The organism is Vibrio sp. Vb1980 (assembly GCF_033338615.1).
Taxonomy (GTDB): Bacteria; Pseudomonadota; Gammaproteobacteria; order Enterobacterales; family Vibrionaceae; genus Vibrio; species Vibrio alginolyticus.
In genome coordinates this window covers 1-23,318 of the sequence record NZ_JAWOSZ010000002.1, presented here as the reverse complement: position 1 = coordinate 23,318, position 23,318 = coordinate 1, and the positions used below count along the sequence as shown (strand labels likewise).

Sequence of the window (23,318 nt, the reverse complement as noted above, 5' to 3'; positions counted from 1 at the left end):
AATAAGGCCAGCTCATCCCCTTGCACAACTCTTTTCGAGCGGCCTCATAAAAAGGAAAATCTATGGCTGTTCATGTTGGTATTATCGACCAAGACCCAGTGAGATTGGTCACTCCTCTATTAGATAATCGTACGCTAAGCACACATATCGTCTTCATCGGAGACAAGAGCCAGTTAGATATATTTGACCGACTGAGTGCCGTTTTAGATCAACGAGAAATTACTTCTGAATTTTTTGAAATTCCATCCGCTGTTAATACATCTCTGATCAAACAAGCAATTCAAAAACTGGCAAAAGATCTCCATGAACGCGGCGAAGATGTAAAATTGAACGCGAGCTGTGGTCTTCGTCATCGCTTGTTGTCGGTGTACGAAGTTTTCCGTACCTATCGCTGGCCAATTTTTGTGGTTGAGCCTAGTAGCGATAAGCTTTGTTGGTTATACCCTGATGGCAAAGAAGATACCCAAGTCGAAGATCACATTACGATTGCAGATTACCTCACTATCTTTGGTGCACGCGGCGAGTTTCACCACGTTGATTTACCACCTCTTCTTGATAAAAAATTGTATGAACTTGGTGAACGATGGGCCTCAAATGCGCTTGAGCTTGGGCCAGGTCTAGCAACACTTAACTACCTTGCAACCACATGCCGCAAAGAACAAAAGCTTGATGTCGAGCTCTCCGAAAAACAGCAGGGCTACCGTGAGCTCAACATGTTGCTTTCAGATTTAGTAGAAGCAGAAATCGCCACCTATGAGAATGGCGTTTTAACGTTTGCAGATGAAGATGCTCGACGCTTTTCAAACGGTGAGTGGTTAGAAACTTTGGTTCACAGCACCGTGAAGCAAATCCAAGACACCATGCCGACGATCCAAGATCGATCGTTAAATGTTCAGGTTTATCGCAAACTTGGTGAAAGTGAAGTACGCAATGAGTTAGATGTCGCAACAGTTGTAAACAACAAGCTGCACATAATCGAGTGCAAAACCAAAGGCATGAGAGATGACGGCGACGATACTTTATATAAGTTAGAATCGCTTCGCGATCTATTAGGTGGCTTACAAGCGCGCGCAATGTTGGTGAGCTTCCGTCCTCTTCGTCACAATGACATTACTCGTGCTGAAGACTTAGGGCTAGCCCTGATTGGCCCTGATGAGCTTAAAGATTTAAGAACGCACTTAACGGCTTGGTTTAAAGACGCGGGCGGTTCAGACGAGATCTAGTGCCATTAAGAAAAGCTAAAATTCACAACGATAAAAAGCAGCATTAATGCTGTTTTTTTATACCTAAATTTTAGCTGTACGCATTTCTATAAGTAGAAAAAAACCAGAGGTTAGCCTCTGGTTTTTTCTGTTTGTTTAAATGCCAACTATAGCGGCTTAAAGCATTTTACGCGCTGCTTCTACAACCACTTTAATTGAACGCGCTTCCGTCTCTTTCAGAGTTGAATGATCTGGAATCTCTTTTTGTGTACGGTTGATGATAACACCTGCCACACAACCCGCTTTTAAACCAGAGCTCGCACACATTGTTAGCAGTGTTGCAGACTCCATCTCGAAGTTAAGTACGCCCATGTCTTGCCATTCTTGCATAGAGCCTTGGAAACGCTTAACAACACGACCAGAGAACGTGTCGTAACGTTCTTGACCAGGGTAGAACGTGTCGCTTGATGCAGTCACACCCATGTGAACTGTAGCGCCAGACTCTTCTACCGCTGCTTTCATTGCGGTTGCTACTTCAAAGTCAGCAACTGCTGGGAATTCCATAGGAGCAAAGTGTAGGCTCGCACCGTCAAGACGAACTGACCCCGTCGTTACGATCATGTCACCCACGTTTACATGCGGTTGAATTGCACCCGTTGTACCAACACGTAGGAAAGTGCGAACACCAAGCTGTGCCAATTCCTCAACTGCGATAGAGGTAGAAGGACCACCAATACCTGTAGAACAAACCACAACAGGTTTACCGTCTAGCTCTGCACGGTATAGCGTGTATTCACGATGGCTTGCTAGAAATACTGGATTTTCCATTTGTTCTGCGATTTTTTGAACACGCGCTGGGTCACCAGGAATGATCGCTAGAGTCGCACCATTAAGATCAGCTTCAGTAACACCTAAATGGAATACAGCTTGAGACATAAGTCGCTCCTTATTGTGGCTTATTTTATGAACAATAAGCTCATTAATCAGTTATTGGGTACAGATGCACTGTAGCGAACCTTTCACCAACATAGAGTGATCACAATCACAATGACAAAATGTAATGAAAATGAAATTTCAAACAAAACTGGTATTGATCACACTTTAAGGGGCGTTAAATCATTTTGTTGCATAGCAATGCGTGATTTCAAGGACGAGAAAAACGTCTGATCGCATCAGGTGAATACGGTTAAAAAAAGCCCGATACACGAATGCCTCGGGCTATTAATGAGTGGGATCATTGGTTAGGTCAGTTATTTGATCTGTTTGGACTCAAAACGAAGTAATCTCAACGCATTCAATGTCACCAGTGCTGTTGCACCACTGTCAGCTAATACTGCAACCCACAACCCAGTAACCCCAAGTAAACTTGTCACTAAGAATACACCTTTCAAACCTAGCGCTAACGCGACATTCTGACGAATGTTACTTAGCGTCGCACGCGACAGTTCTATCATGGCAGGTAGCTCAATCAACCGGTTGTGTGTTAACGCCGCATCAGCAGTCTCGAGCGCAACATCCGTACCGCCTCCCATCGCAATACCAATGCTCGAAGCTTTCATGGCTGGAGCATCATTGATACCGTCTCCCACCATCGCAACGGTATGTTGTTGTGATAGTTTCTCGACGTAATGCACCTTGTCTGCAGGTAACAAACTCGCTTTATAATCCAAGCCTATTCTATTTGCCATTGCTTCTGCACTTCTCGGGTTGTCACCCGTTAGCATCACCGACGTGACCCCAAGTTCCTTCAACATTGCGATGGCTTGCTGGGCATCTGAGCGCAATGTATCTTGCCATGCGATCACGCCAATGACCTCGTCATCGAAACGCACAATGACAACCGTTTTACCTTGTTGTTCCAACGTAACCACTTGCTCTTTGGCTTGTTGAGAAAGTGGAAAGTCTGCCTTTGAAGGCGTGACCACTTGGACCATTTTTCCATCGACGTAACCTGTGACACCAGAGCCTACTTGCGCGGTTTTATCCAACGCTTCAGGAATAGTAAGCCCCTGCTCTTGCACTTTGGTAACTAAAGAAACCGCTAGAGGATGACTTGAACCAACCTCGATTGACGCAGTTAGGCTAAGTAACTTACTTTCATCCATATCAAAAGCAAAGACGTCGGTCACTTCTGGTTTACCTTGCGTCAGTGTCCCAGTTTTATCAAATGCGACAGACTCAACCTTGCCAAGCAACTCAAGCGCCGCTCCACCTTTGATCAATGCGCCCCGCTTAGCCGCTGCCGCCAAGCCAGACGTGATCGCCGCAGGCGTTGAAATTACTAATGCACATGGACAAGCAATCAACAGCAGGGCGAGTCCTCGATAGATCCACGTTTCCCACGGTTGGGCAAATAGTAATGGCGGCGTAACGATAACCATCAGAGACACCAGCATCATTAGCGGCGTATACCAACGGCTAAATTTATCAAGAAAGCGTTCTAATGGTGCCTTACGAGATTCGGCTTCTTCAATCAAATGAAGAATTCGATCTATCGCATTCTCGCCCTGACGGGAAGTCACCTGTAAACGAACCACTTTATCGACAACCACAGCCCCGGCCATCACTTTGCCACCGGTTTGGTGCTCAACGGGAACAGATTCTCCCGTTAACGCACTTTCGTCAAAACTCGCAAGCGCATCTTGCAAAACACCGTCGGCAGGCAAACGACCTCCGGGTGCGACTTCTATGATATCCCCTGGTTTAAGCTGAGCAGCTGGCACTTCTTTACGTTCACCATCAATAATTAAAATTGAATTTTCTGGGACTAAGTCCATTAACGCCTGGACACCGCTTCGCGCGCGAGATGATGCATATGCTTCTAACTTTTCACCAATAAGGAAAAGCAATAACACCATTGCGGCTTCGGCGGTTTCACCTAAATATAAAGCGCCGAGCGCCGCTACACTCATTAACGTTTCAATCGCAAAAGGCGTACCGCTACGCGCCAACTTAAATGCTTTGAGCGCGATTGGGTATAAACCAAGTAAACACGTCAAAGTGAATAACCAAGCGCTTATTTGAGGGTCGATCTTAGAAATTACTGCCGCAGTAGCCATTGCACCAGCAATCGAGAGAATTTGGATGTTGTCTCTTATGACGCCAAGCCAGCCTTTCTTTGTAGTGCTTGGTTTTGGAGCATCCAGTGAAGAGAGCGGGAAACCCGTTTTTTGTGCTGTCTGCTCTATCGTAGCTATCAGCTCTCGATCATCAAAATCGACGACCAGTTTTTCTGTTGCAAACAAAACCTTGGCTTGGCTGACGCCTTGTAAAGACTTAATGGCTTTCTCAAGCTTTTGCGCACAAGATGGGCAATCCATACCTGACACAAGCCAAGCGTTCCGAACGGAGGAATTACTCTCCCTTGTGGGATCGTCTTCCTCGCCTGTATCTACGCTGCAGCCTCCTCCACTACAGCAAGAGCTTTCAGAAACATCAACACTGGCCTGAGAGATATTGAGCGAAGATTTTACTGGCGCACAGCATGACTCGCTTGCACCAAGCGGCACCGCAGTTTTGATTTTGCTAGATTGGCAACCTTGATGTTTTGTACACATAATTTTTTCCTTATTGGTATCGGTGATTTACCTATTGCTAAGGATAAACCTTAGAGTAAGCTCCAAGGTCAAGATAAATTTGTACAGTTCGGCGATAGAAAATAAAAAAGACGCCGAAGCGTCTTTCCCAAACCAGTTTAAAAGCAATATTCCGTAAAATTTAAACAGAGAGGTTAAACGGGATGCTTAAAACACTCATTTAATGTCATTCCGATGGCACGCAGCACGTCTCTTCTTGTGATAACACCAACCAACTTACCTTTGCCATCCACCACTGGATACATTTTCGGCTTTCCAACTTTCATCATGTCAGCCAGTTCAATTACTGACATTTCTGGAGAAACAGATAAGACATCATCATGCATACACTCTTGTACCGTATGTGTATCTTGGCAGTGATAACTTGCTTTCACCAACTTATCTAATAAGTCTTGCTCCGATAAAAACCCAACCACTTTTTCATTTTCATCAATGACAGGGCCACCTAGTGTGACACTTTGCATTACTTTGTTTAAAGCTGCCGAAAGTGACATATCTTTCGTGAAAGTCACCGCTTGCAACGTCATGTAATCTTTTACTTTTAATGAATGCATTCTTATCTCCTTAAGGGCATTTTATTGCGGCCTTTAGATAAGTGTCGCCTAATTTCCTGATTTTACTAAATGGAAAGGAGTAATTTTATTTATAGGCACAGCCTATTGAACTAAAACAAAATTAACTCACCGAACAACATTCACTGTATTTCGTTAAACGCAAGATTCAGCCAGGCTGATTTTTCTAGGCAATAAATACAACAAAGCCAGTCAAATAGACTGGCTTTGTTATTAAGTAATTGTTGCATTAGCTATGTTGGCGGCGCATGTTGTCTAAAATAATGCCAGTCGCCATCGCGACATTCAGTGATTCGGCACCGCCAAACGCCGGAATCGTGATCTTATCTGTCACGAATTTTGCTGCGGCTTCGCGCACACCATGAGATTCGCTGCCCATCAACAAAATACCTTCAGCAGCGAAATCCGTTTTATGAACGCTCTCTCCTTCCAAAAACGCGCCATATACTGGCAATTTGGCGTGTTCCAAGTAACTTGGCAAATCCACCAAACTCACTTGTACGCGGCCAAAGCTGCCCATGGTCGCACTGATCGTTTTAGGATTATAAGGATCAGCACAATCTGTACTCGCAATAATGTGCTTGATGCCATACCAGTCTGCAACACGAATAATCGTACCTAGATTACCAGGGTCGGATACACCATCTAGCGCAATCATCAAGCCTTTCGCTTGAGGCTCTTTTACACTCGGAATTTCAACCACAGCAATGGCCGCATTATTGCTCACAAGCGTGCTCGCTTTGGTCAATTCATCAAGCGATGCTTCAACACAATCAAAACGATTTAGCGTACCAGCATTTTGTTCGAGAAATGCCGCTGTTGCAAAAACCTGCTTCACCTTCAATGAACTACTTGCTAGCTCTAGTACGTTCTTTTCACCCTGAACTAGGAATAAGCCATGCGCTTTACGCTGTTTCTTTTGACCTAAAGCACGAAGCAGTTTTAATTGGTTTTTTGAAATCATTAAAGTATCCCAGGTGAAAATGGTTATTCGACGAGCGTACCCTAAACAATCTTCACGAAAGTTCGGTATCGAGCGGATGAGATTATAAATTATACCTAAATAACCTCAAGAAGCTTGATCATCAGAAGACGTTGAACACCAAGCGTAGCCAAAATAAAAGAAGGCTCAAAAACGAAAAAAGCCCTGCGATAACGCAGGGCTTTCAAAGGGTGGGACCCCAGCCACATCCCGGCACACAAGTCACACGCTGCGGCTGCTTCCTTCCGGACCTGACCGAGTTCACGAGCTATTGTTGCGAGAGGACCAGAGCCCCATAATTCTTTTCGAGAGGTCTTGCCTCAATCGATGGGGCGATTATTCAGTATCAGCTCTCATAATGCAAGAGCAAAAACCTTGAATTTCATCATTTCATTACCGTTTGAACAAAACTCGATCAATTCATTCCTTTATGATGAAACCGTACAGTCACGATAAGAGGAGTCGTGCCGTGAGGACTGCTTACTCATGTACATGTCTTCATCAGCCAAATGCATCGCTTGCTCTAAGCTCATGTGCCGTTCCCTTTTTGCAGAGAAACCAATAGAGATACTTATAGACTCCAAATCACTACATAATTTGCCTTTCACGTCGATTCTACTGAGCTCTCTCATTGCTCTAGTTAACTCGGCTTGCGTTGGATAACCCAGCAATATGAACTCATCCCCTCCAATTCGATAACATCTTCCCGACCAGACATAATGAATTTTTAGTGCCAGTAGTTGTAAAACTTCGTCCCCAGCGCGATGCCCATAAGTGTCATTGATTCGTTTGAAATGATTAATGTCTAAGTAAAGTATGGATAGATCTTTGTTTACTCCTTTTCGATACTTTACTTGCAACGCACGACGGTTCCTTAACCCTGTTAAGTTGTCAGTGTTCGATTGACGGTAAAGATAAAGCGAAACACAAATAGCAAACAATAACACAAAGATAAACACAGCTTGTGTTTGCGTCGCTAATCGAATCTCATATTCAAGTGCGGTACGCCAATCTGGGCGTACATCGTACTGAGCAATGATCTTATCAACTTCTAACATCGCTATCGCTCGACTGAAGAAAGGCGCAAGCATGGCTCCTTTTTCATTCGCGACCAATCCAACAGAGAGTTGAGACTCATAAAACTCGCCAATAGCGGTATCCTGCTCTATCGGAACCAGTTCACTGAGACGTAAAAAATGATTGAGCATCGCCGTATCCATCGGAATGTAATCGACTTCTTCATTTAATAGCCCCTGAATGAGCTCTTGTTGAGTACGATAACGTTTGAGTTCTTTTAGCGGTAACAGTTGCGTCATCATTTGATCGAAAAAGTCATCCTTAACTACGCCAATCCGCTCAGATATCAACTGTGAAACATGAGAGTATGTGCTCGGCTTGTAACCTAAACGCTTGACCATCACCGATGCTGGCGCGTAATGGGACTTTGGAAAGTAGCTAAATGCGCGCCGCTCACGGCTGACCGTTAACGGCGCCAAAATTTCGAAATTACCTTGGATAAACTCATGGTACATAGAACCCCAGCTTTCACCAGGCTCACTAATGATCAAGCAGTTTAAAGCCAAGATCTCACAACTTCTCAGGACTACATCAGCCGTCATCCCTTCGACACTACCATCTGCGTTGTATACAACATATGGAAAGATAGATTCGAGCTTAATCCGTATTGGTTCATTAAAATCAAGGGGTAATAAACGAATAGAATCACGCAACGCTGCTCGCCTTAATTCAAATTGATACTGGGAAATTTCTTCGCGAAGCTGCTTTTGCACCGCTTCCCCGTGAATAAACGTAGCGAACGTGTCCAACTCTTCAAGATGATGATCTTTTTTACTGATGATGGATACGGGCTTTATCGAAATCTGATCATTGAGCATCTTGGCGTCAAACCCCTCCATCAGCATCGGCTTGAGCTGGTTAATGGCATCGACAACGCCGTCCACAGCACCTGAACGTAGCAGTGTTACTGCTTGTTCGTGACCTTGATAAGAGATCTGTTCTAGCTCAGGGTAGTGTTGTTTAAGTAATTGGGCATAAACTGTATCTTTGGGGACGCCAACACGCGAAATGTCACTCAACGTCGAATCTTTTAAACCAAAGAGGTAGGTATATTCGATATTTGTTGGGCGGGAATAACTAAAACGTTGAGCACGTTCTTGTGTGTAAGTGATATTCGCAGCAAAGTCCGCTTCCCCATTCGCTACTGAATTTAGAATGGCATCAAAGCTGGAGTAGTTCACGTATTGAACGGTAAAGCCAAACTCCTCTGAAGCAGCATTGAAAAGAACACGAGTGACGACATCATCCGCTTCAGTCGCGACTTTATAATGAGCAATTAAAGGGGCTTCGGCTTTTACATTCAAACTCAAGAGGCAACATGCAAAAAGCAACAGTGTTCGAGCAAAAGTTGTCATGACAAACTTATCTTAAATCAACCACTTATATTGTGGTTATTATTATTGGAAGTGTAGTAAATATGAAATGAAGAACATATACTAATCTCCATTTTGTTCCACAACCAATTCGATACTCTGCCGCACATGTCACTTTTTACCTGACTAAAAACTCATAATTCAGCCTGTTCATCGCTACTACGTAAAATATAGTCAGTCATCCAAGCCGTCCCTAACAAACAGATCCAAACCACGAAAACAGGGTTTGGCACATCCGTGGTCGGGCTGACGACTAAAGCGGCAAAACCCACAGTCGGCAATGTCCAACATAATAATTTGCTCCAACGAATGGTATGTTGAAGCTTCGCAAGTGCTTCCATTGACGCTAACATTCCCGTCAAACTTAACGCCATAAGAACGGCGTACGGTAGGCCTGCAATCCACAATGGGAGCAACAAAAACAACGGCCACCAGCTGTGTTTATTGGATGGCGTCCAATGCGCAGCCGACCACCACATCGCCATAACCGCAATGGTTTGAACCACTGTAACCCAAGCAGACCCATCCAGCTTACCGCCTTGCTGTGTGACCATAAGACCAACTTGCAGTGTAAGTACAATAAGACCAGCGGTGAGCAACACGCCTAAAGAGCTTCTACGAGAAAATACCACCATTAAAAGTGGGAAAAGGATCAAAACACCAACCGACAAAGCAATTGGCTGCATTGAGAGTGTCGCACCAAAAGCCATCATCGCGCCCAGCAATACTAAGCCAGCGAACCCACCTTGTGGCAGAACCCACAGCGCGGGGATCATAAGTGCAAGAACGGGAATGTCACCCTCGCTCAAACTCATCGCCCGAACACAGACAACAGCGAGTAAGGTCGTAACGAAAAATTGAAGTGTCGATAAAATCATAGCGCCTCCTGGCTTCCCCACCTACTTGGTAACTCAACGGCAAAAACTGGGATTGAAAGTCGTTGAGAGGGTCTAGATTCAAGCTTAGCTTGCGTTTGCTTCATGCTGTTTAAGGCTCATCAACCAACGACACTAAAGAGCAGAAAATGTAATTCTTCAAAGTGAGTCGCTGGCAACACAAGGGTTAAGAACCGTTAGCAATATACAAGTCCAATGGTTTACCATTCCTTAGTAATCCAAAATAGACACTTTTGAGTATGGACCAATTTTTAGCGCAAATCTTTGCTGTAATTCACCAAATTCCAAAAGGAAAAGTCTCCACCTATGGGGAAATTGCAAAAATGGCCGGTTATCCGGGCTATGCGAGACATGTTGGTAAAGCACTGGGTAACTTACCAGAAGGCAGTAAACTCCCCTGGTTTAGAGTGGTAAATAGCCAAGGAAAAATATCTTTAAAAGGCAGAGACTTAGAGCGACAAAAAAAGAAATTAGAAGCAGAAGGGATTGAAGTCTCGGAAGTTGGCAAAACTTCACTTAAAAAATACAAATGGCAGCCTTAAGCTGCCATTTTTTGTTCTCAGTACGTCGTATTAACGTGTTCCAACTAGACGAATATCTAATTGGTGAGTTTGTGCTTCATCTGTAATAACACCGTTATGTGTGTCGCTGATAAAACGCAGCTTTCCATCTACCTCAATGCGAGCACGAACGCTGTAACGATGGTTTGGTTTGATTTCATTGCTGTCGTAACTCAACTCAAAAGAAAGAGGAACTTGCTTACCTTCTGTTTCGAATGTCTGTTTCGCCAACACTTTTGCTGGCGCATCCGCCAAGGACACATCTTCTAACGCAATAGTAACCATTGCGTTTGGTGGCAAGGCAATCCGCTCGCGATAAGCCACTGTACCTGTAATCGTCTTCATTGACGCCTCTGTAGATTCCATTTCTGTATTTTGAGAAGTTTGGCAACCCACTAACGCAGCCCCAAAGAGTAGAGAAGTAACAAGTAGTAGTGTTTTTTTCATATATTCCTCGAAAAGAGCATTAAACCGAAGCAATGATAGGTGTGGAATATAAAACTGTCTGCTTCCTGTCACTTTATTTGACAATAGTTTGACTGAGTTAGAATTTATCAAACAATTGATTTTGTTTCATAATTGGAACAATACTATTTCTAAGTTACTCAATAGTTCTTAACTATGCCACTTCACAAGAGTGAGGCTGTTGAGGTAACTTGGAATGAAAGACAACGGTGAGGAGACACAATGAGTAAACCACTACGAGAATTGCTCAGCCTACTACAACTCGAAAAATTAGAAGAAGGCTTGTTTCGTGGCCAAAGTGAAAACCTAGGTTTGCCTCAAGTTTATGGCGGTCAAGTAATTGGGCAAGCACTTTCTGCTGCGCGCTACACCGTTGAAGAAACACGCACGGTACACTCCTTCCATAGCTATTTTTTGTACCCTGGCGATCCAGAAAAACCTATTATTTATGACGTAGAAAATCTGAGAGATGGCCGTAGCTTTAGCACTAGACGCGTAAAGGCAATTCAAAATGGACGCCCTATTTTTTACCTAACCGCATCCTACCATGGCGATCAACCTGGGTTTGATCATCAAAAAGAAATGCCAGATATCCCTGGTCCAGAAAACTTTGCCTCAGAGAGTGAGCTCGCAAGCCATATTGCAGAATTTCTACCCAAACGCTTACGCAAAACATTTTGCGGGGAAAAGCCAATCGAAACTCGCCCCGTTACGGTTATCAACCCTTTGAAGCCCAAAAAAGCAGAACCCAAACAGTACCTTTGGATTCGTGCTAATGGTGAAATGCCAGAGAATCAGCTAATTCACCAGTACCTTCTGGCCTACGCATCCGATTGGGGATTCCTTGTAACAGCAATGCATCCACATGAAGTCTCATTAATGACGCCTAACTTTCAAGTGGCCACCATTGACCACTCTATCTGGTTCCATCGCCCGTTTAAGATGGATGAATGGCTTCTATATGCGATAGAGAGCCCAACGGCGAGCAATACTCGTGGGTTGGTCCGTGGCGAAATATACAACCAGCAAGGTCACTTAGTGGCGACCGCCGTGCAAGAAGGGGTGATGCGCTACACGAAATAGCTCGTGTTCGCTAGACGAAAAAAGGAGTGCTGTTCCGCACTCCTTTTTTAATGGGTATCAAACGATGATTAATTTGGTTGATACTTCATGTTAACAACCGACCATTCGTAAAGTGATTTCGGGTAACCATATTCGCCTTTCCCGTAAATGACATTTGGGTCGGCATAGAATCCACCTTTATTCGTTGCTAAAAATTCACGAACCCCACGACGGTAAGTAATCACAGGTGCTACTAACTCATACTCTACCTTTTCCATCTTCGAGTCATCAATTATTAAGAACCGAGTCATACGAATCGTGCTGCCGCTGGTGCAGTATCCTGGGTCATCATAGTCAATTGCTTCAAAAGGCTTGAGATCATCTTCGAACAGCTCTGATGTACATCCATCAAATCGAGCTAAGTGTACCCACGCTCCTTTTATTAGAGTTGGGTCATCGTTACCCACCGGCTTGAATGCAAGTAGTGCAATCTTACCTTTGCCGTATAATTTCAATTCTTCGTCCGTTGGCTCACGCACTGAACGAACGTTCATCAAACCAAACTCACTTTCTTCTAAGTTAGAAAACTCACGTGCATTTAGCGTGCTAAACAATACTGTTTGTTCAGTTTCAAGCAATGTATATTGATCCGCAACACCTTCATCTGCAAAGCTTAGATACAGCTGGACTTTCTTACTTTCCAACGCTTTGTAATCTCGAGATTCTCCTTCCGAAATGTCGAGAGAAATCCAACGTCTTTTTACTGGCGGGAGATCAAGTAACGTCAGCTCTTCCTTATCAACATCTAATGAAGCGACTCCTTTAATTGTTGAGCTGGATATTTGATAGCTGCGGTTTCCTATTGGTGTACCAAAGTCTAGCTTAACCTTTTTAAATGGTTCAAATTCCACCTTCATTGTAGAAGCACTTAAACCAGGGTGATTCGCTTTGTTAATAGTGCCATTTACGACGATTGTTTTAGCTTTGTAGTTGCGCCCAGTAAGGGTAACCTCTAATTGGTACGTGCCTGCATGCAGGATTTTCAAACGCCCTGTATCAGGAGAAACTAGCTCGACCACAGGGTCTTTTTGGTTAATAAGACGGTAACTTGCCTTCGCAGTCCCACCACTCATCACTGGCGAGATAACACTACCAGCGGAGAATTCTACCGTTGGGTAAGTAACCGATACCGGGTTTGTGCCTTGTTTAATCGTGACCGAGAAACTACTTTCACCCGGATCCACTTTGTCGTCCCCCGCATCCGAAACAATAATTTTTGTGCTACCCGCGTTAAGAATTTGCATGGCACCCGTTTGGCTGTTTAAGGAAACCACATCTATTGCTGCGTTGTCTGCAAATCGGTACGTAACTTCCCCAACCGTACCAGAGATTTTCGGCGCAACAAATGTTTGGCCAACCTTCCAAATCTCTTCCACATCGGATTGAACTTCAATTCGGCTCGGCGCGCTCAAAATTGTCACGTAGACTTTTTGATCAGGACCAACGGTATAATTCGCGCTCTCTTTTCTGCGCACAGTTAGCGTCGCTTTACCCGCTTTATACACATGGAGACGTCCTTCACTAAAACCACCGACAACATCTGGTGCGGTGTTATCTACAATCTCAATTTGCTCGTCAGCACTCAAACCAAAATCACGGTGAAGATCAAAACTGTATTTGTTGCTGTATACAACGTCATAATCGTGCGTTGCCATCGGTTGGCCTTCAGCCTTTGCAACTTTGATGACGACATTAAATTGAATAGGTTGGTAGAACTCCCCACCATCGTCTTCAAACTTAAGGTCGTACTCACCCGCAGTCACTACCTCCAACTTGCCGTCAGTCATTCGTAAGCCATTAGGTAAGCTGCTAACTAGATTTACGTTACCTTTTTGCCCTTTAAACGCCAGAGGGATTGAAAGATTTGGTTGATAAGTAAGCGGCATTTCAATGTCTTTTATAACTGGATGAGGCGCGCGATTAACTTCAAGATCAAAACGAGTTTTGCTTGCAGGATAATTACGCATGTCATGCTCGTAAATTTCCACTTCAGCAGCACCAACACCTTTGATCAGTAATGCTTCACCATTTTCTGTTTTAGCAACAACGTCTTCACCACGAATGATTCTCAGCTCATAGTCACCGTAGGCGTTCGTCACCTTAGGGAAAATTCGTCCACCTTCCTCATAAGTTGTGACAATATCCGCTGCGCTGATTTCTTGACGCTTGCCTTGTTTTACATCCACAAAAAATTGCGCTGTTTGCTGTTTATCTAGAAACGCGTCGCTGTAAGTTGCAGTCGCTTCAACCGTTAATCGCCCAACATTATGAACAAGAAGCAAACCCGTTTCAGGGTCTAGCAACTCGGCCACCTTGCTGTCTGGTACGCTATTTATGATTTTGTAAGAAATACGTTGCGTTTGAGCTTTATCTAGACGCACTGGTTCTAACGTCAACCCTTCTCGATACTCGTCTTCAAGCAAAGCGAACTGTAATTGCCCCGGAGCTACTGCATGCAGTTTAACCGTAGCGCGAACTTGTTTCGGCAAGTAAAAGTCGTTACCTGAATCAGTAATCAGCACCGATGCCTGACCAACTGAACCTAATGAATATACCGACCCGTTCTCATCAACACGAATCAAGTTATGACCACTTTCTACCTCATAACTCAGTTCGCCTTTTTGGCCACGGACGATCAACGCTTTTCCTTCTGACTCAATCGCATTGAAATTCAGATCACTCACTGAAAGTTCAGTATTGATACCTCGCTCTACAGTCACAGAAAATCTTGCTTCAGAAGATTCATAAGCAGAGCTACTATCTGTAGCAAGAATAGTCGCCGTTCCTGGGCGCAGAATTTGTAGTATTCCTGAGTCATTAATTTTCACGACATTTGGCGGATTAGAATCAATGACTTGGTAAGATACCGACCCATGTACATTGCTCAGTTTTGCTTCAGTAACCGTTCCCACTCCTTCAAACTTCAATACCGTGTCTTCCACTTTTAATTGCGGACGGTTCTGCTTTGTTATCGTAGTTGGTGTCTTCGTATTGTTCGGCTTAGAGTCTCCCCCACCGCCACAGCCAGCAAGTAAAGCTGCGAGAAAAAGCAAATAGTAATTTCTGTTCATTTTTAGTAATACTTTGTTACATACAGGATGGGGCGATAATAATACGATGTTTTATTAATCACTACCCCCATTTTTGAGTACTTTATTACTTAAGTAATTGCTACTGTATTCATCCTAAAAACAAATACTCAAAAATAGCGACCAAATTACATGAAAACACAAAAAGCAAACGTTTAAATCAAACTCTTCCATTAATTTAGTAAAAATTAATATTCAATAAAATAAAACATGAAAAAGAAAGAGAAAAAATTGCGTTATTTTTTCTTTCATTATGATGTAAAGGATTAATGGACTGTAAAAACAAATGGTTAATGAAAAATAGAAGAGAGAATAAATATCGTTTATATTTATAAAAATCTGGTAGGAAATAGTTTTAAAAGCATAATCAAACTACCTTTTAACATTTAAAATACTAAAAGGTAGAATTAACATTAGATAGAATTCTTATAGGGCGAGTTATTTTAGGATTGGTAACTCTGTTGTGTATTTAATGGACTCCATAGCAAATGTTGAAGTCACATTAGATAGCCCTTTTACGCTATTAACTAACCGCTTATAGAATTCGTCAAAACACTTCATATCTTTGACTAGTACTTTCATCATGTAGTCATACTCGCCAGCCATACGATAAAACTCCATTACCTCAGGAAAGTCACTCACAGTTGTAACAAAATGGTGATACCAACCTTCGGAATGATCAATCGTTTTTAACTGAACAAATGCAATGAAAGATAGCTCGAGCTTTTCTGCACTTAACAACGCCACGCGTTTTTCGATGTAGCCCTCTTCTTCCAACCTTTTCAAGCGCTTCCAGCATGGTGTTGTAGTAAGATTGACTCGCTCAGCCACGTCATTTAATGACAAGGTGCTGTCGGTTTGTAGTAAAGCAAGCAGCTGCTTATCTATTCGATCTAAACTCATTTCTATAAAACCCATAAAATGCAGAAAATTTTTCTACAGATATCTTTATTAAGAGTAACAATAGCAAAGTTTTTCTCGGAAATTATAGATAAATTATCCCTATCTAATACTTATCTATCGATTTCCCAAGGAGAGACGCCATGTGTACTGACCACAATTGGATCAACAATGCAGTGCGTAAAATTGAAGCAGACTTCCAACGTTCTGCTGATACTCACTTATTTAAACTCGAACTACCTTCTCTTGATGGTATCGATATCTATCTAAAAGATGAGAGTACGCACCCTACAGGCTCTCTTAAGCATCGATTGGCGCGCTCATTATTTCTTTACGCTATTTGTAATGGATGGATTGGTCCTGAAACCACTGTAATCGAGGCGTCCTCAGGCAGCACTGCCGTTTCGGAAGCGTATTTTGCGCGTTTACTTGGCTTACCGTTCATTGCCGTCATGCCGAAAACCACTGCACGTAAAAAGATCGAACAAATTGAATTTTACGGTGGTAAAGCGCACCTTGTTGAACGATCAGATCAGATTTATGACGAGTCTCGACGCTTGGCTCAAGAGCTAAATGGTCACTACATGGATCAGTTTACTTATGCTGAACGTGCTACTGACTGGCGCGGTAACAACAACATCGCGAACTCTATCTTTAGCCAAATGGAGTTAGAAGATCACCCGATTCCTAGCTGGGTAGTGATGAGTCCTGGAACAGGCGGCACATCAGCAACCATTGGCCGTTTTATTCGTTACCAAAAATACGACACTAAGCTTTGCGTGGTAGACCCCGAAAACTCAGTGTTTTACGATGCTTTCCAGTCAGGAAATCACTCATTGAAAGGCGATACTGGCAGCAAAATTGAAGGTATCGGGCGACCACGTGTCGAACCAAGCTTTATTGCTGGTGTCATTGATGAAATGCGCAAAATTCCAGACGCAGCCAGTGTGGCAACCGCCCATTGGGTATCTCAGCTGATTGGGCGTAAAGTCGGCGCATCAACAGGCACCAATCTTTACGGTGTGCTGCAATTGGCTTGTGAGATGAAACAACGCGGTGAGAAGGGTTCTATCGTGACGCTTCTATGTGATTCTGGAGAGCGTTACCTAGATACGTATTATGACTTAACATGGGTAAAAGAGAACATCGGCGATATTCAACCTTACTTAGCTCAACTCGAAGTCATTCAAGCAAAAGGTTGCGTTGAGCCAGCTTGTTGCGGCTCAACTAACGCTTAACGTGCAAACTGGACTTTAAAAAAACAGCCCAACTTCATGCGGGCTGTTTTTATCGCTGGGTTTTACTTTTTCTGGCGCGCTTCAAACGCAGCCAATTGTTCTGGCGTTGCCGCTGGTTGATGATTTTGTTTCCATTCATCGTAAGTCATGCCGTAAACACGTTCGCGAGCGTCATCAATATCTAAATCCAAACCGAGATTTTCAGCCTCAGATTTATACCATTTGCTAAAGCAGTTGCGACAGAAGCCCGCAAGGATCATCAGGTCGATGTTTTGTACGTCTTTGTTGGCATCTAAATGCGCCAATAAACGGCGAAATGTCGCCGCGTCTAACTTATCTTGTTCTTCTTGAGTCAAGTTTTTGTATTTGAATTCAGCCACTTTCCTTTCCTTCTCTCTTATTTAACTAGCTTTCGTCACCATATCTAGTTAGTCGGTAGTCATGAGTAAGAAGTATGCTTTAGCGCAACAATTCCCATTCTAAAATCACTACCTTTGATAAAAGCTGATATGATAATTACCATCCATCCTATTGATTAAATTAACATTTAAACAAATCATTACAACGGTCTTTTACCAAGGTTATCGTCTAGTTATGAAAAACGCCATTCTATTATTGTCTGCCTTGACCATTAGCGTGCCAACTTTAGCTGCTCAAGAACAAGCTCATCAATCTTATTTTTATCTGGGTACTGGTAACGTTGGTTTTGATACACCGTATTTCGGCTCGGATAGAGACAATGAGTGGTCAACACCACATATCACAGTTGGCTGGGGTTACCATGTAAACCAATACCTCGCGTTTGAAGGGGTTCTGCGCTATTCACAAAATGAACTTAAGAACGATGCTCTAAAAACTGACTTAGATCTTCACTATTACCAAGCAGGTATGTCTGCTGTTGTAACGAGTGATGACTTAGGCGATACGCCACTATCACTATTCGGTCGCGTAACAGCGCTTGGCACTCAAGCCGAAATGTACGTACCAAACGAACAAAAAGTCACAGATGACTCAGGCGCACTATTCAACATCGGTGCTGGCGTCCATTGGGATATGAGTACAGATATCTGGTTACGTGCAGAGTACATTTATAATGTCGCGGATATGGGTTTTGAAGATTTTTACGACAGCTACGAAGGTGTACAAATCAGCCTAGGGAAACGCTTCTAACATTAGATAGCACCAAGTTTCCATAATTGAAAAACAAAGAAGCCGAGTGTTTTACCTCGGCTTCTTTTAGATTCTATAGTATGTCGTCACTTACTGAACAGAGAACGTTTCTGTTGCCTCTTTGTTCACATGGTTGCTTGGTTGACCAGCATCGAGAGAATGCAAAATACCATCTTGACGATCTTTTAATGCATTCGTCAACGTTGGAAGTGCGGTAGTTGCTAGCAACGCCATAACACCTGCAACTAAAACCATTTCGACCATGTAACTACCACGTACTTTTTTCAAGGAAACACCTCAATAATAATAGGCATAGGCTGCTTTCCTAGCATTAAACCTAACAAGACCCAACATTCAGTCAAAACGATGAGCGAGTCCTGTGCCCCTCGAAGAAGTGGCGAAATAACAAACAAAAATAATCATTAAATCTATAAGTAATCACTATCTATATAAAAAAACACCGAACAAAAATTGCCCGGCGTTTTCAATCAAAACTTTACGTGCTACTGCTAGGGGTGGGCAACACGGCCCTTCGTATCATGGCTAATTGCTTTGTTTAACTCTGCTTCTACATGACCTGGTGCTTGTGTTTTCGCCGAAATCAATCGGTACATTGCCGGGATAACAAACAGGGTCACCAATGTCGCAAACCCCATCCCGAAAAAGATAACCGTACCCACGGCAATACGGCTCTCATAACCCGCCCCTGTCGATACGATCAACGGAATTGCGCCAGCAAGTGTGGTAAACGCAGTCATCAAGATTGGACGTAGACGTCGCGCAGCTGCATCAATGATCGCTTTTTCAAACCCAACGCCACGATCACGTAACTGATTGGCAAATTCTACGATCAAAATACCGTTTTTCGTCACCATACCAATCAACATGATCATGCCAATCTGGCTATAAATGTTCATACCTTGGCCCATAATAACCAAACCAAGGAAGCCACCAAATACACCCATCGGCACCGTAAACATGACCACTAACGGGTTTACGAAGCTTTCAAACTGAGCCGCCAACACGAGATACGCCACTAGTAGTGCCAATGCAAACACAACAGCAACACTCGCTTGGTTCTCTTTAAAGTCTTTCGACTCCCCCGAATAACTCACCGAAATGTCACCCGGTAAGTTGTCGATGGCTTCCTGGTCTAGGTAATTCAGCGCATCTCCTAATGTATAACCTTCCGACAGGTTGGCAGTAATAGTGATGGACTTCTGTTTGTTGTAGTGAGAAAGACGAATAGAGGCCGCCACTTCTTCAATTTTTGTGACCGCATCTAACGTCACTAGCTGACCGCTATTCGTGCGCAGATAAATCTGACTTAAATCTGCAGCATTATTAAAGCTATTTTCATCACCGCGAAGATACACATCGTACTCTTCGCCACGCTCAACATAAGTCGTTTCGCTTTTACCACCGAGCATGATTTCTAGGGTGTCAGAAATGTCTTTAACACTGACTCCTAGCTCTGCGGCACGCTGTCGGTCAACTGTAACCAATAACTCAGGCGTTTTTTCCGAGTAATCTATCTCTGCTCCTTCCATCATTGGTGATTCTTCTGCTTTGTTCTTTAGCATTTCAGCCCAAACAACGAGCTCATCGTAATCAGAGCCGCCTAATACGAACTGAACTGGCTCACTCGAACCACCTTGGAAACCTGGCATAAATGGGAACACTCGAACATCTGGGATACCCGCCAATTCTTTCCGTACTTTGTTAAGGGCTTGCTGAGCCGTGATATCACGTTCGTTCCAATCTTCTAGAATCATGATCACAAAGCCTGTCTGGTCTCCTGCCTGGCCACCAAACGCTGGCGTTTGGATACTGAATGACTTCAGATAACCTTGCCCTAGTAATGGCATCAATCGGTCTTCGACAATATCCATATTGGCTGACATACGATTGTACGACGTAGCATCTGCACCGCGCACAAACGCGAACATCACACCGCGATCTTCTTGTGGGGTCAGCTGGGCCGGTACCTGATTCATCAAGAAATAGCTACCGCCCAAACAAGCTAGAATCACCAGCGGAGCAGCCCAACGTACTTTCAATGCACCTTTCAATAATGCGCGATAGCCACTCTCAAGCTTGCTAAACAAGCGATCAACCGCTTCATTGAATCGATTTGGTTTTACATTCGCTTTCAAAATCTGACTACCTAATACAGGAGTCAGCGTCAGGGCAATCAAAGAGGAGAATATGACCGACATAGCCAGCAATACAGAAAACTCTGTAAATAGTAGACCTACCATGCCATCCATAAAGGAGATCGGTAAGAACACCATCACCAGCACTAATGTTGTTGCTATAACAGCAAAACCAACCTCTCTTGTGCCTTTATATGCGGCGAGTAATGGCGATTCACCGCGTTCAATATGGTGGAAGATATTCTCTACAACCACAATTGCGTCATCCACCACCAAACCAATCGATAATATCAACGCCATCAAGGTGATCAAGTTGATAGAAAACCCAAAGTAGTACGCGGCAATGAACGAAGAAATCAGAGAAACAGGTACCGTAACCGCAGGAATTAAGGTTGCACGAGCTTGGCCGATGAAAATGTACAATACCAAAATCACCAAGCCGCCCGTGATAAATAGCGTGCTGTACACCTCTTCGATTGAACGCTCGATAAACACTGTCGCGTCGTAATCTATCGCAAGACGTGTACCTTCTGGTAAGAACTTCTGGATGTTATCGACTTCAGACCTAACCAGCTTCGCTACTTCTAACGGGTTTGCGTCTGACTGCGGTACCACACCAAGACTGATGTTTACTACACCATCACTTTTGAAGGTTGAGTTTTCGTTTTCTGCACCAATGAAGACATCTGCTACATCTTTTAAATAGATAGGTGTATTGTCGCTTGCGCGTTTAATGACAAGATATTGAAAATCTTCAGGCGTGTTATAAGTACGAGCCGTACGCACGGACATTACTGTTGAGTCGTTGCGAACTTCACCACCTGGGCTTTCTAGGTTCTCACTTCGTAAAGCTGATGTAATGTCCGAAGCTGTAACTGAACGTCCAGCCATTAGTTCTGGCTTAAGCTTCACGTACATGACCTTGTACAAACCACCGGAGAGATCAATGGAGCTAACCCCAGAGATCAGGCTAAAGCGGTCCATCAATACACGTTCGGCATAATCGGTTAATTGAGTACGGTCCATCTCTGCAGAACTGAGATTGATGTAGAGCGACGCCTCTCCCGAGCCATTGTTCTTATAAACAATAGGGTCATCCGCTTCATCAGGTAGCGAGCGCTGAGCACGAGCTACGGCATCACGCACGTCGCTCACACCTGTGTTGAGATCGTAACCTAACTCAAACGTGATCGTGATACGCGACATGCTGTTACGAGTAGTGGAGCTAATTTCATCAACTCCACTGATCCCAGAAAGCTGGTCTTCCAAAACAGAGGTAATTTGGCTTTCAATAATAGTCGCCGATGCACCCTCATAACGCGTACTGATAGAAACGACTGGGCTTTCTATATCAGGCATTTCACGAACGGCTAATTTGGTGAATGACACAAAGCCAAACACACACAACAGCATGCTCAGAACCAACGCCGCGACAGGGCGTTTAACTGAAACGTCGGACAGTAACATTAGTTTTCTTCCTCATCCGATTCACTGTCATTGCGTGTCACATCCGTGGTGTTCGCTTTTAGTGGCGCGACAATTTCTTTCACTTCGACACCATCACGCATGTTAACAATGCCTTGAACCACAATCTTGTCACCAATCTCAACACCAGATTCGATCACCACCTCGTTACCAACACGAGCCCCTAGCGACACTTCTAGACGAGTAGCTTTGTTATTTTCATCAATTACATATACAAAACGTTTAGTTCCGGAGTATTCAAGTGCTTGAACAGGAATGATTGGCGCCTTAATAGCAGGAAATGCTAGTGAAGCGTTCATCAACATGCCCGGCTTCAATTGATTTTCTGGGTTATCAAACTCAATACGCACGCGAAGATTCAGTGTTTCGGCGCTGATCCGCGTATCAATACCTGTGACTTGACCAGTAAATGTCTGGCTACCCCATGCACTGGTTTTAGCGATGACTTCCATACCAATAGAAAGCATCGATAAATAGCGCTCCGGTACTTGTAAATCCAGTTCCATGACGGAAAGATCATCCAACGTCAAAAGTTCAGTACCGGCACTGACCATTTTGCCGCGGCTAAAATCGATAAAACCAACAGTGCCAGAAAATGGGGCAGTAATATGGAGATCAGCTAAATTGGCTTGAGCAGCATCAAGCCTCGCTTGTGCTATTTCAACACTGGCTTTTTGTGCATCGATTTCAGTTTGAGTAATCGCATTCCGCTTAACCAAACGTTGGAACTCTTTTAACTTACGCTGTTCATCTTTAAGGTACGCCTTTGCCTCAATCAAAGCGGCTTGAGCCTTATCGTCATCTAACTTAATTAATAACTGGTCTTGCTGGACATTTTGATTCGCTTTAACAGCGATTTGATTCACTTTGCCAGCGACTTCCGATGCGACAACCACAGACTCCGCTGCCTTTAATTTGCCGATAAGAGTTAAGGATTGATTGATCTCGTGCGTTTCTACTTGTTCAGTCACAACGGTAACCGCTGAGCCTCCTCGCATCGCAGCGCAAACCGATGGAGAACTCAGTAATATAGAAAGCGTTAAAACAGATAACGATAACGTGGCTTTCATGCTCATGATATTGACTTCTAAACGAATAAACTTATGTCATTAAACTGCTTACAGTTTATCAGTAGATACGGTGTTTAACGTCAAGTAGTGTAAATTCAAGTAAAAAGCGCGCTTCTCTTCTGTTCAAAGGACAAACAAAACGCTGACTTTCTACCATCTTTGCCCAAAAAGACAGCATTCAACGTAAAAACGTAAGAAAAACGCTTTACAGCCTGAGCGAGTTTGCTATGATTCGCTCCGCACTTGGGAGATGAGTTGGGAAAACATCTTACTAAGTATAAAAATCCTCTGGAGGGGTTCCCGAGTGGCCAAAGGGAGCAGACTGTAAATCTGCCGGCACTGCCTTCGATGGTTCGAATCCGTCC

General features: G+C 43.7%; 18 protein-coding genes, 1 tRNA gene and 1 other RNA gene. 6 read left to right on the top strand and 14 right to left on the bottom strand.

The genetic code is table 11. The features are described 5' to 3' along the window. Nucleotides 1–62 precede the first annotated feature (62 nt). Nucleotides 63–1,223 (top strand): DUF1887 family protein, encoded by a 1,161-nt coding sequence (locus R7F64_RS03350; protein ID WP_005378476.1) that lies wholly within the window; start codon nucleotides 63–65, stop codon nucleotides 1,221–1,223. A 156-nt stretch (nucleotides 1,224–1,379) separates the two neighbouring features. Here the strand turns inward: R7F64_RS03350 and udp are convergent, their stop codons facing one another. The 7 genes from udp to R7F64_RS03315 form a co-directional block, all read right to left on the bottom strand. Further along, a complete protein-coding gene (gene udp, locus R7F64_RS03345) occupies nucleotides 1,380–2,138 on the bottom strand; it encodes a uridine phosphorylase (RefSeq protein WP_005378479.1) in 759 nt (252 codons plus the stop codon). 314 nt (nucleotides 2,139–2,452) lie between these two features. Then, nucleotides 2,453–4,759 (bottom strand): zinc/cadmium/mercury/lead-transporting ATPase, encoded by a 2,307-nt coding sequence (locus tag R7F64_RS03340; protein ID WP_318071462.1) that lies wholly within the window; start codon nucleotides 4,757–4,759, stop codon nucleotides 2,453–2,455. A 173-nt stretch (nucleotides 4,760–4,932) separates the two neighbouring features. Continuing rightward, nucleotides 4,933–5,352, bottom strand: a complete 420-nt coding sequence (locus R7F64_RS03335; protein ID WP_005378483.1) for a CBS domain-containing protein — start codon at nucleotides 5,350–5,352, stop codon at nucleotides 4,933–4,935. Between the two features lie 247 nt (nucleotides 5,353–5,599). Further along, nucleotides 5,600–6,334, bottom strand: a complete 735-nt coding sequence (locus tag R7F64_RS03330; protein WP_005378485.1) for an RNA methyltransferase — start codon at nucleotides 6,332–6,334, stop codon at nucleotides 5,600–5,602. Between the two features lie 212 nt (nucleotides 6,335–6,546). Next, nucleotides 6,547–6,643, bottom strand: an RNA gene (gene ffs / locus R7F64_RS03325) — signal recognition particle sRNA small type. A 137-nt stretch (nucleotides 6,644–6,780) separates the two neighbouring features. Continuing rightward, nucleotides 6,781–8,784: a GGDEF domain-containing protein gene (locus R7F64_RS03320; RefSeq protein WP_005389940.1), complete on the bottom strand. Its 2,004-nt coding sequence runs from the start codon at nucleotides 8,782–8,784 to the stop codon at nucleotides 6,781–6,783. A gap of 152 nt (nucleotides 8,785–8,936) precedes the next feature. Beyond that, on the bottom strand, nucleotides 8,937–9,680 hold the full coding sequence (locus R7F64_RS03315) for a hypothetical protein (RefSeq protein WP_005389942.1): 744 nt from the start codon (nucleotides 9,678–9,680) through the stop codon (nucleotides 8,937–8,939). Between the two features lie 257 nt (nucleotides 9,681–9,937). Between R7F64_RS03315 and R7F64_RS03310 the strand changes: the two genes are divergently transcribed. Next, nucleotides 9,938–10,240, top strand: a complete 303-nt coding sequence (locus R7F64_RS03310) for a DNA base-flipping protein (protein ID WP_005378570.1) — start codon at nucleotides 9,938–9,940, stop codon at nucleotides 10,238–10,240. A gap of 30 nt (nucleotides 10,241–10,270) precedes the next feature. Here R7F64_RS03310 and R7F64_RS03305 read toward each other — a convergent pair whose 3' ends face one another. Further along, complete coding sequence (locus tag R7F64_RS03305) at nucleotides 10,271–10,705, bottom strand: YbaY family lipoprotein (protein ID WP_318071461.1); 435 nt, start codon at nucleotides 10,703–10,705, stop codon at nucleotides 10,271–10,273. A 240-nt stretch (nucleotides 10,706–10,945) separates the two neighbouring features. Here R7F64_RS03305 and tesB point away from each other — a divergent pair, with 240 nt between their 5' ends. Further along, entirely contained in the window at nucleotides 10,946–11,806 is an 861-nt protein-coding gene (gene tesB, locus R7F64_RS03300; protein ID WP_005378575.1) for an acyl-CoA thioesterase II, read from the top strand. 68 nt (nucleotides 11,807–11,874) lie between these two features. Here tesB and R7F64_RS03295 read toward each other — a convergent pair whose 3' ends face one another. Further along, the gene (locus tag R7F64_RS03295; RefSeq protein ID WP_053307490.1) at nucleotides 11,875–14,916 is read right to left on the bottom strand and encodes a hypothetical protein; all 3,042 of its coding nucleotides are present in this window, start codon (nucleotides 14,914–14,916) and stop codon (nucleotides 11,875–11,877) included. 456 nt (nucleotides 14,917–15,372) lie between these two features. Beyond that, nucleotides 15,373–15,837, bottom strand: a complete 465-nt coding sequence (locus R7F64_RS03290; protein WP_025998626.1) for an Lrp/AsnC family transcriptional regulator — start codon at nucleotides 15,835–15,837, stop codon at nucleotides 15,373–15,375. 140 nt (nucleotides 15,838–15,977) lie between these two features. On the opposite strand from R7F64_RS03290, the gene R7F64_RS03285 reads away from it, so the two are divergent. Beyond that, the gene (locus tag R7F64_RS03285) at nucleotides 15,978–17,072 is read left to right on the top strand and encodes a PLP-dependent cysteine synthase family protein (protein ID WP_005389952.1); all 1,095 of its coding nucleotides are present in this window, start codon (nucleotides 15,978–15,980) and stop codon (nucleotides 17,070–17,072) included. A 62-nt stretch (nucleotides 17,073–17,134) separates the two neighbouring features. On the opposite strand, the gene R7F64_RS03280 is transcribed toward R7F64_RS03285, so the two are convergent. Continuing rightward, the gene (locus R7F64_RS03280) at nucleotides 17,135–17,452 is read right to left on the bottom strand and encodes a DUF1244 domain-containing protein (RefSeq protein WP_005378586.1); all 318 of its coding nucleotides are present in this window, start codon (nucleotides 17,450–17,452) and stop codon (nucleotides 17,135–17,137) included. A gap of 214 nt (nucleotides 17,453–17,666) precedes the next feature. Here R7F64_RS03280 and R7F64_RS03275 point away from each other — a divergent pair, with 214 nt between their 5' ends. After that, a complete protein-coding gene (locus R7F64_RS03275) occupies nucleotides 17,667–18,242 on the top strand; it encodes a porin family protein (RefSeq protein ID WP_033905033.1) in 576 nt (191 codons plus the stop codon). Nucleotides 18,243–18,332: 90 nt separating this feature from the next. On the opposite strand, the gene R7F64_RS03270 is transcribed toward R7F64_RS03275, so the two are convergent. The 3 genes from R7F64_RS03270 to R7F64_RS03260 all read right to left on the bottom strand — a co-directional run bounded on the left by R7F64_RS03270 (nucleotide 18,333) and on the right by R7F64_RS03260 (nucleotide 22,959). Next, nucleotides 18,333–18,530 carry a type II secretion system protein gene (locus R7F64_RS03270; protein WP_031781369.1) on the bottom strand — a complete coding sequence of 66 codons (198 nt, stop codon included), beginning with the start codon at nucleotides 18,528–18,530 and terminating at the stop codon, nucleotides 18,333–18,335. 221 nt (nucleotides 18,531–18,751) lie between these two features. Next, a complete protein-coding gene (gene vmeF, locus R7F64_RS03265; protein ID WP_213871759.1) occupies nucleotides 18,752–21,865 on the bottom strand; it encodes a multidrug efflux RND transporter permease subunit in 3,114 nt (1,037 codons plus the stop codon). Beyond that, nucleotides 21,865–22,959 carry an efflux RND transporter periplasmic adaptor subunit gene (locus tag R7F64_RS03260; RefSeq protein ID WP_262645627.1) on the bottom strand — a complete coding sequence of 365 codons (1,095 nt, stop codon included), beginning with the start codon at nucleotides 22,957–22,959 and terminating at the stop codon, nucleotides 21,865–21,867. Before R7F64_RS03260 ends, vmeF begins: the two co-directional genes overlap by 1 nt. 292 nt (nucleotides 22,960–23,251) lie before the next feature. Here R7F64_RS03260 and R7F64_RS03255 point away from each other — a divergent pair. After that, nucleotides 23,252–23,318: transfer RNA gene (locus R7F64_RS03255), tRNA-Tyr, on the top strand.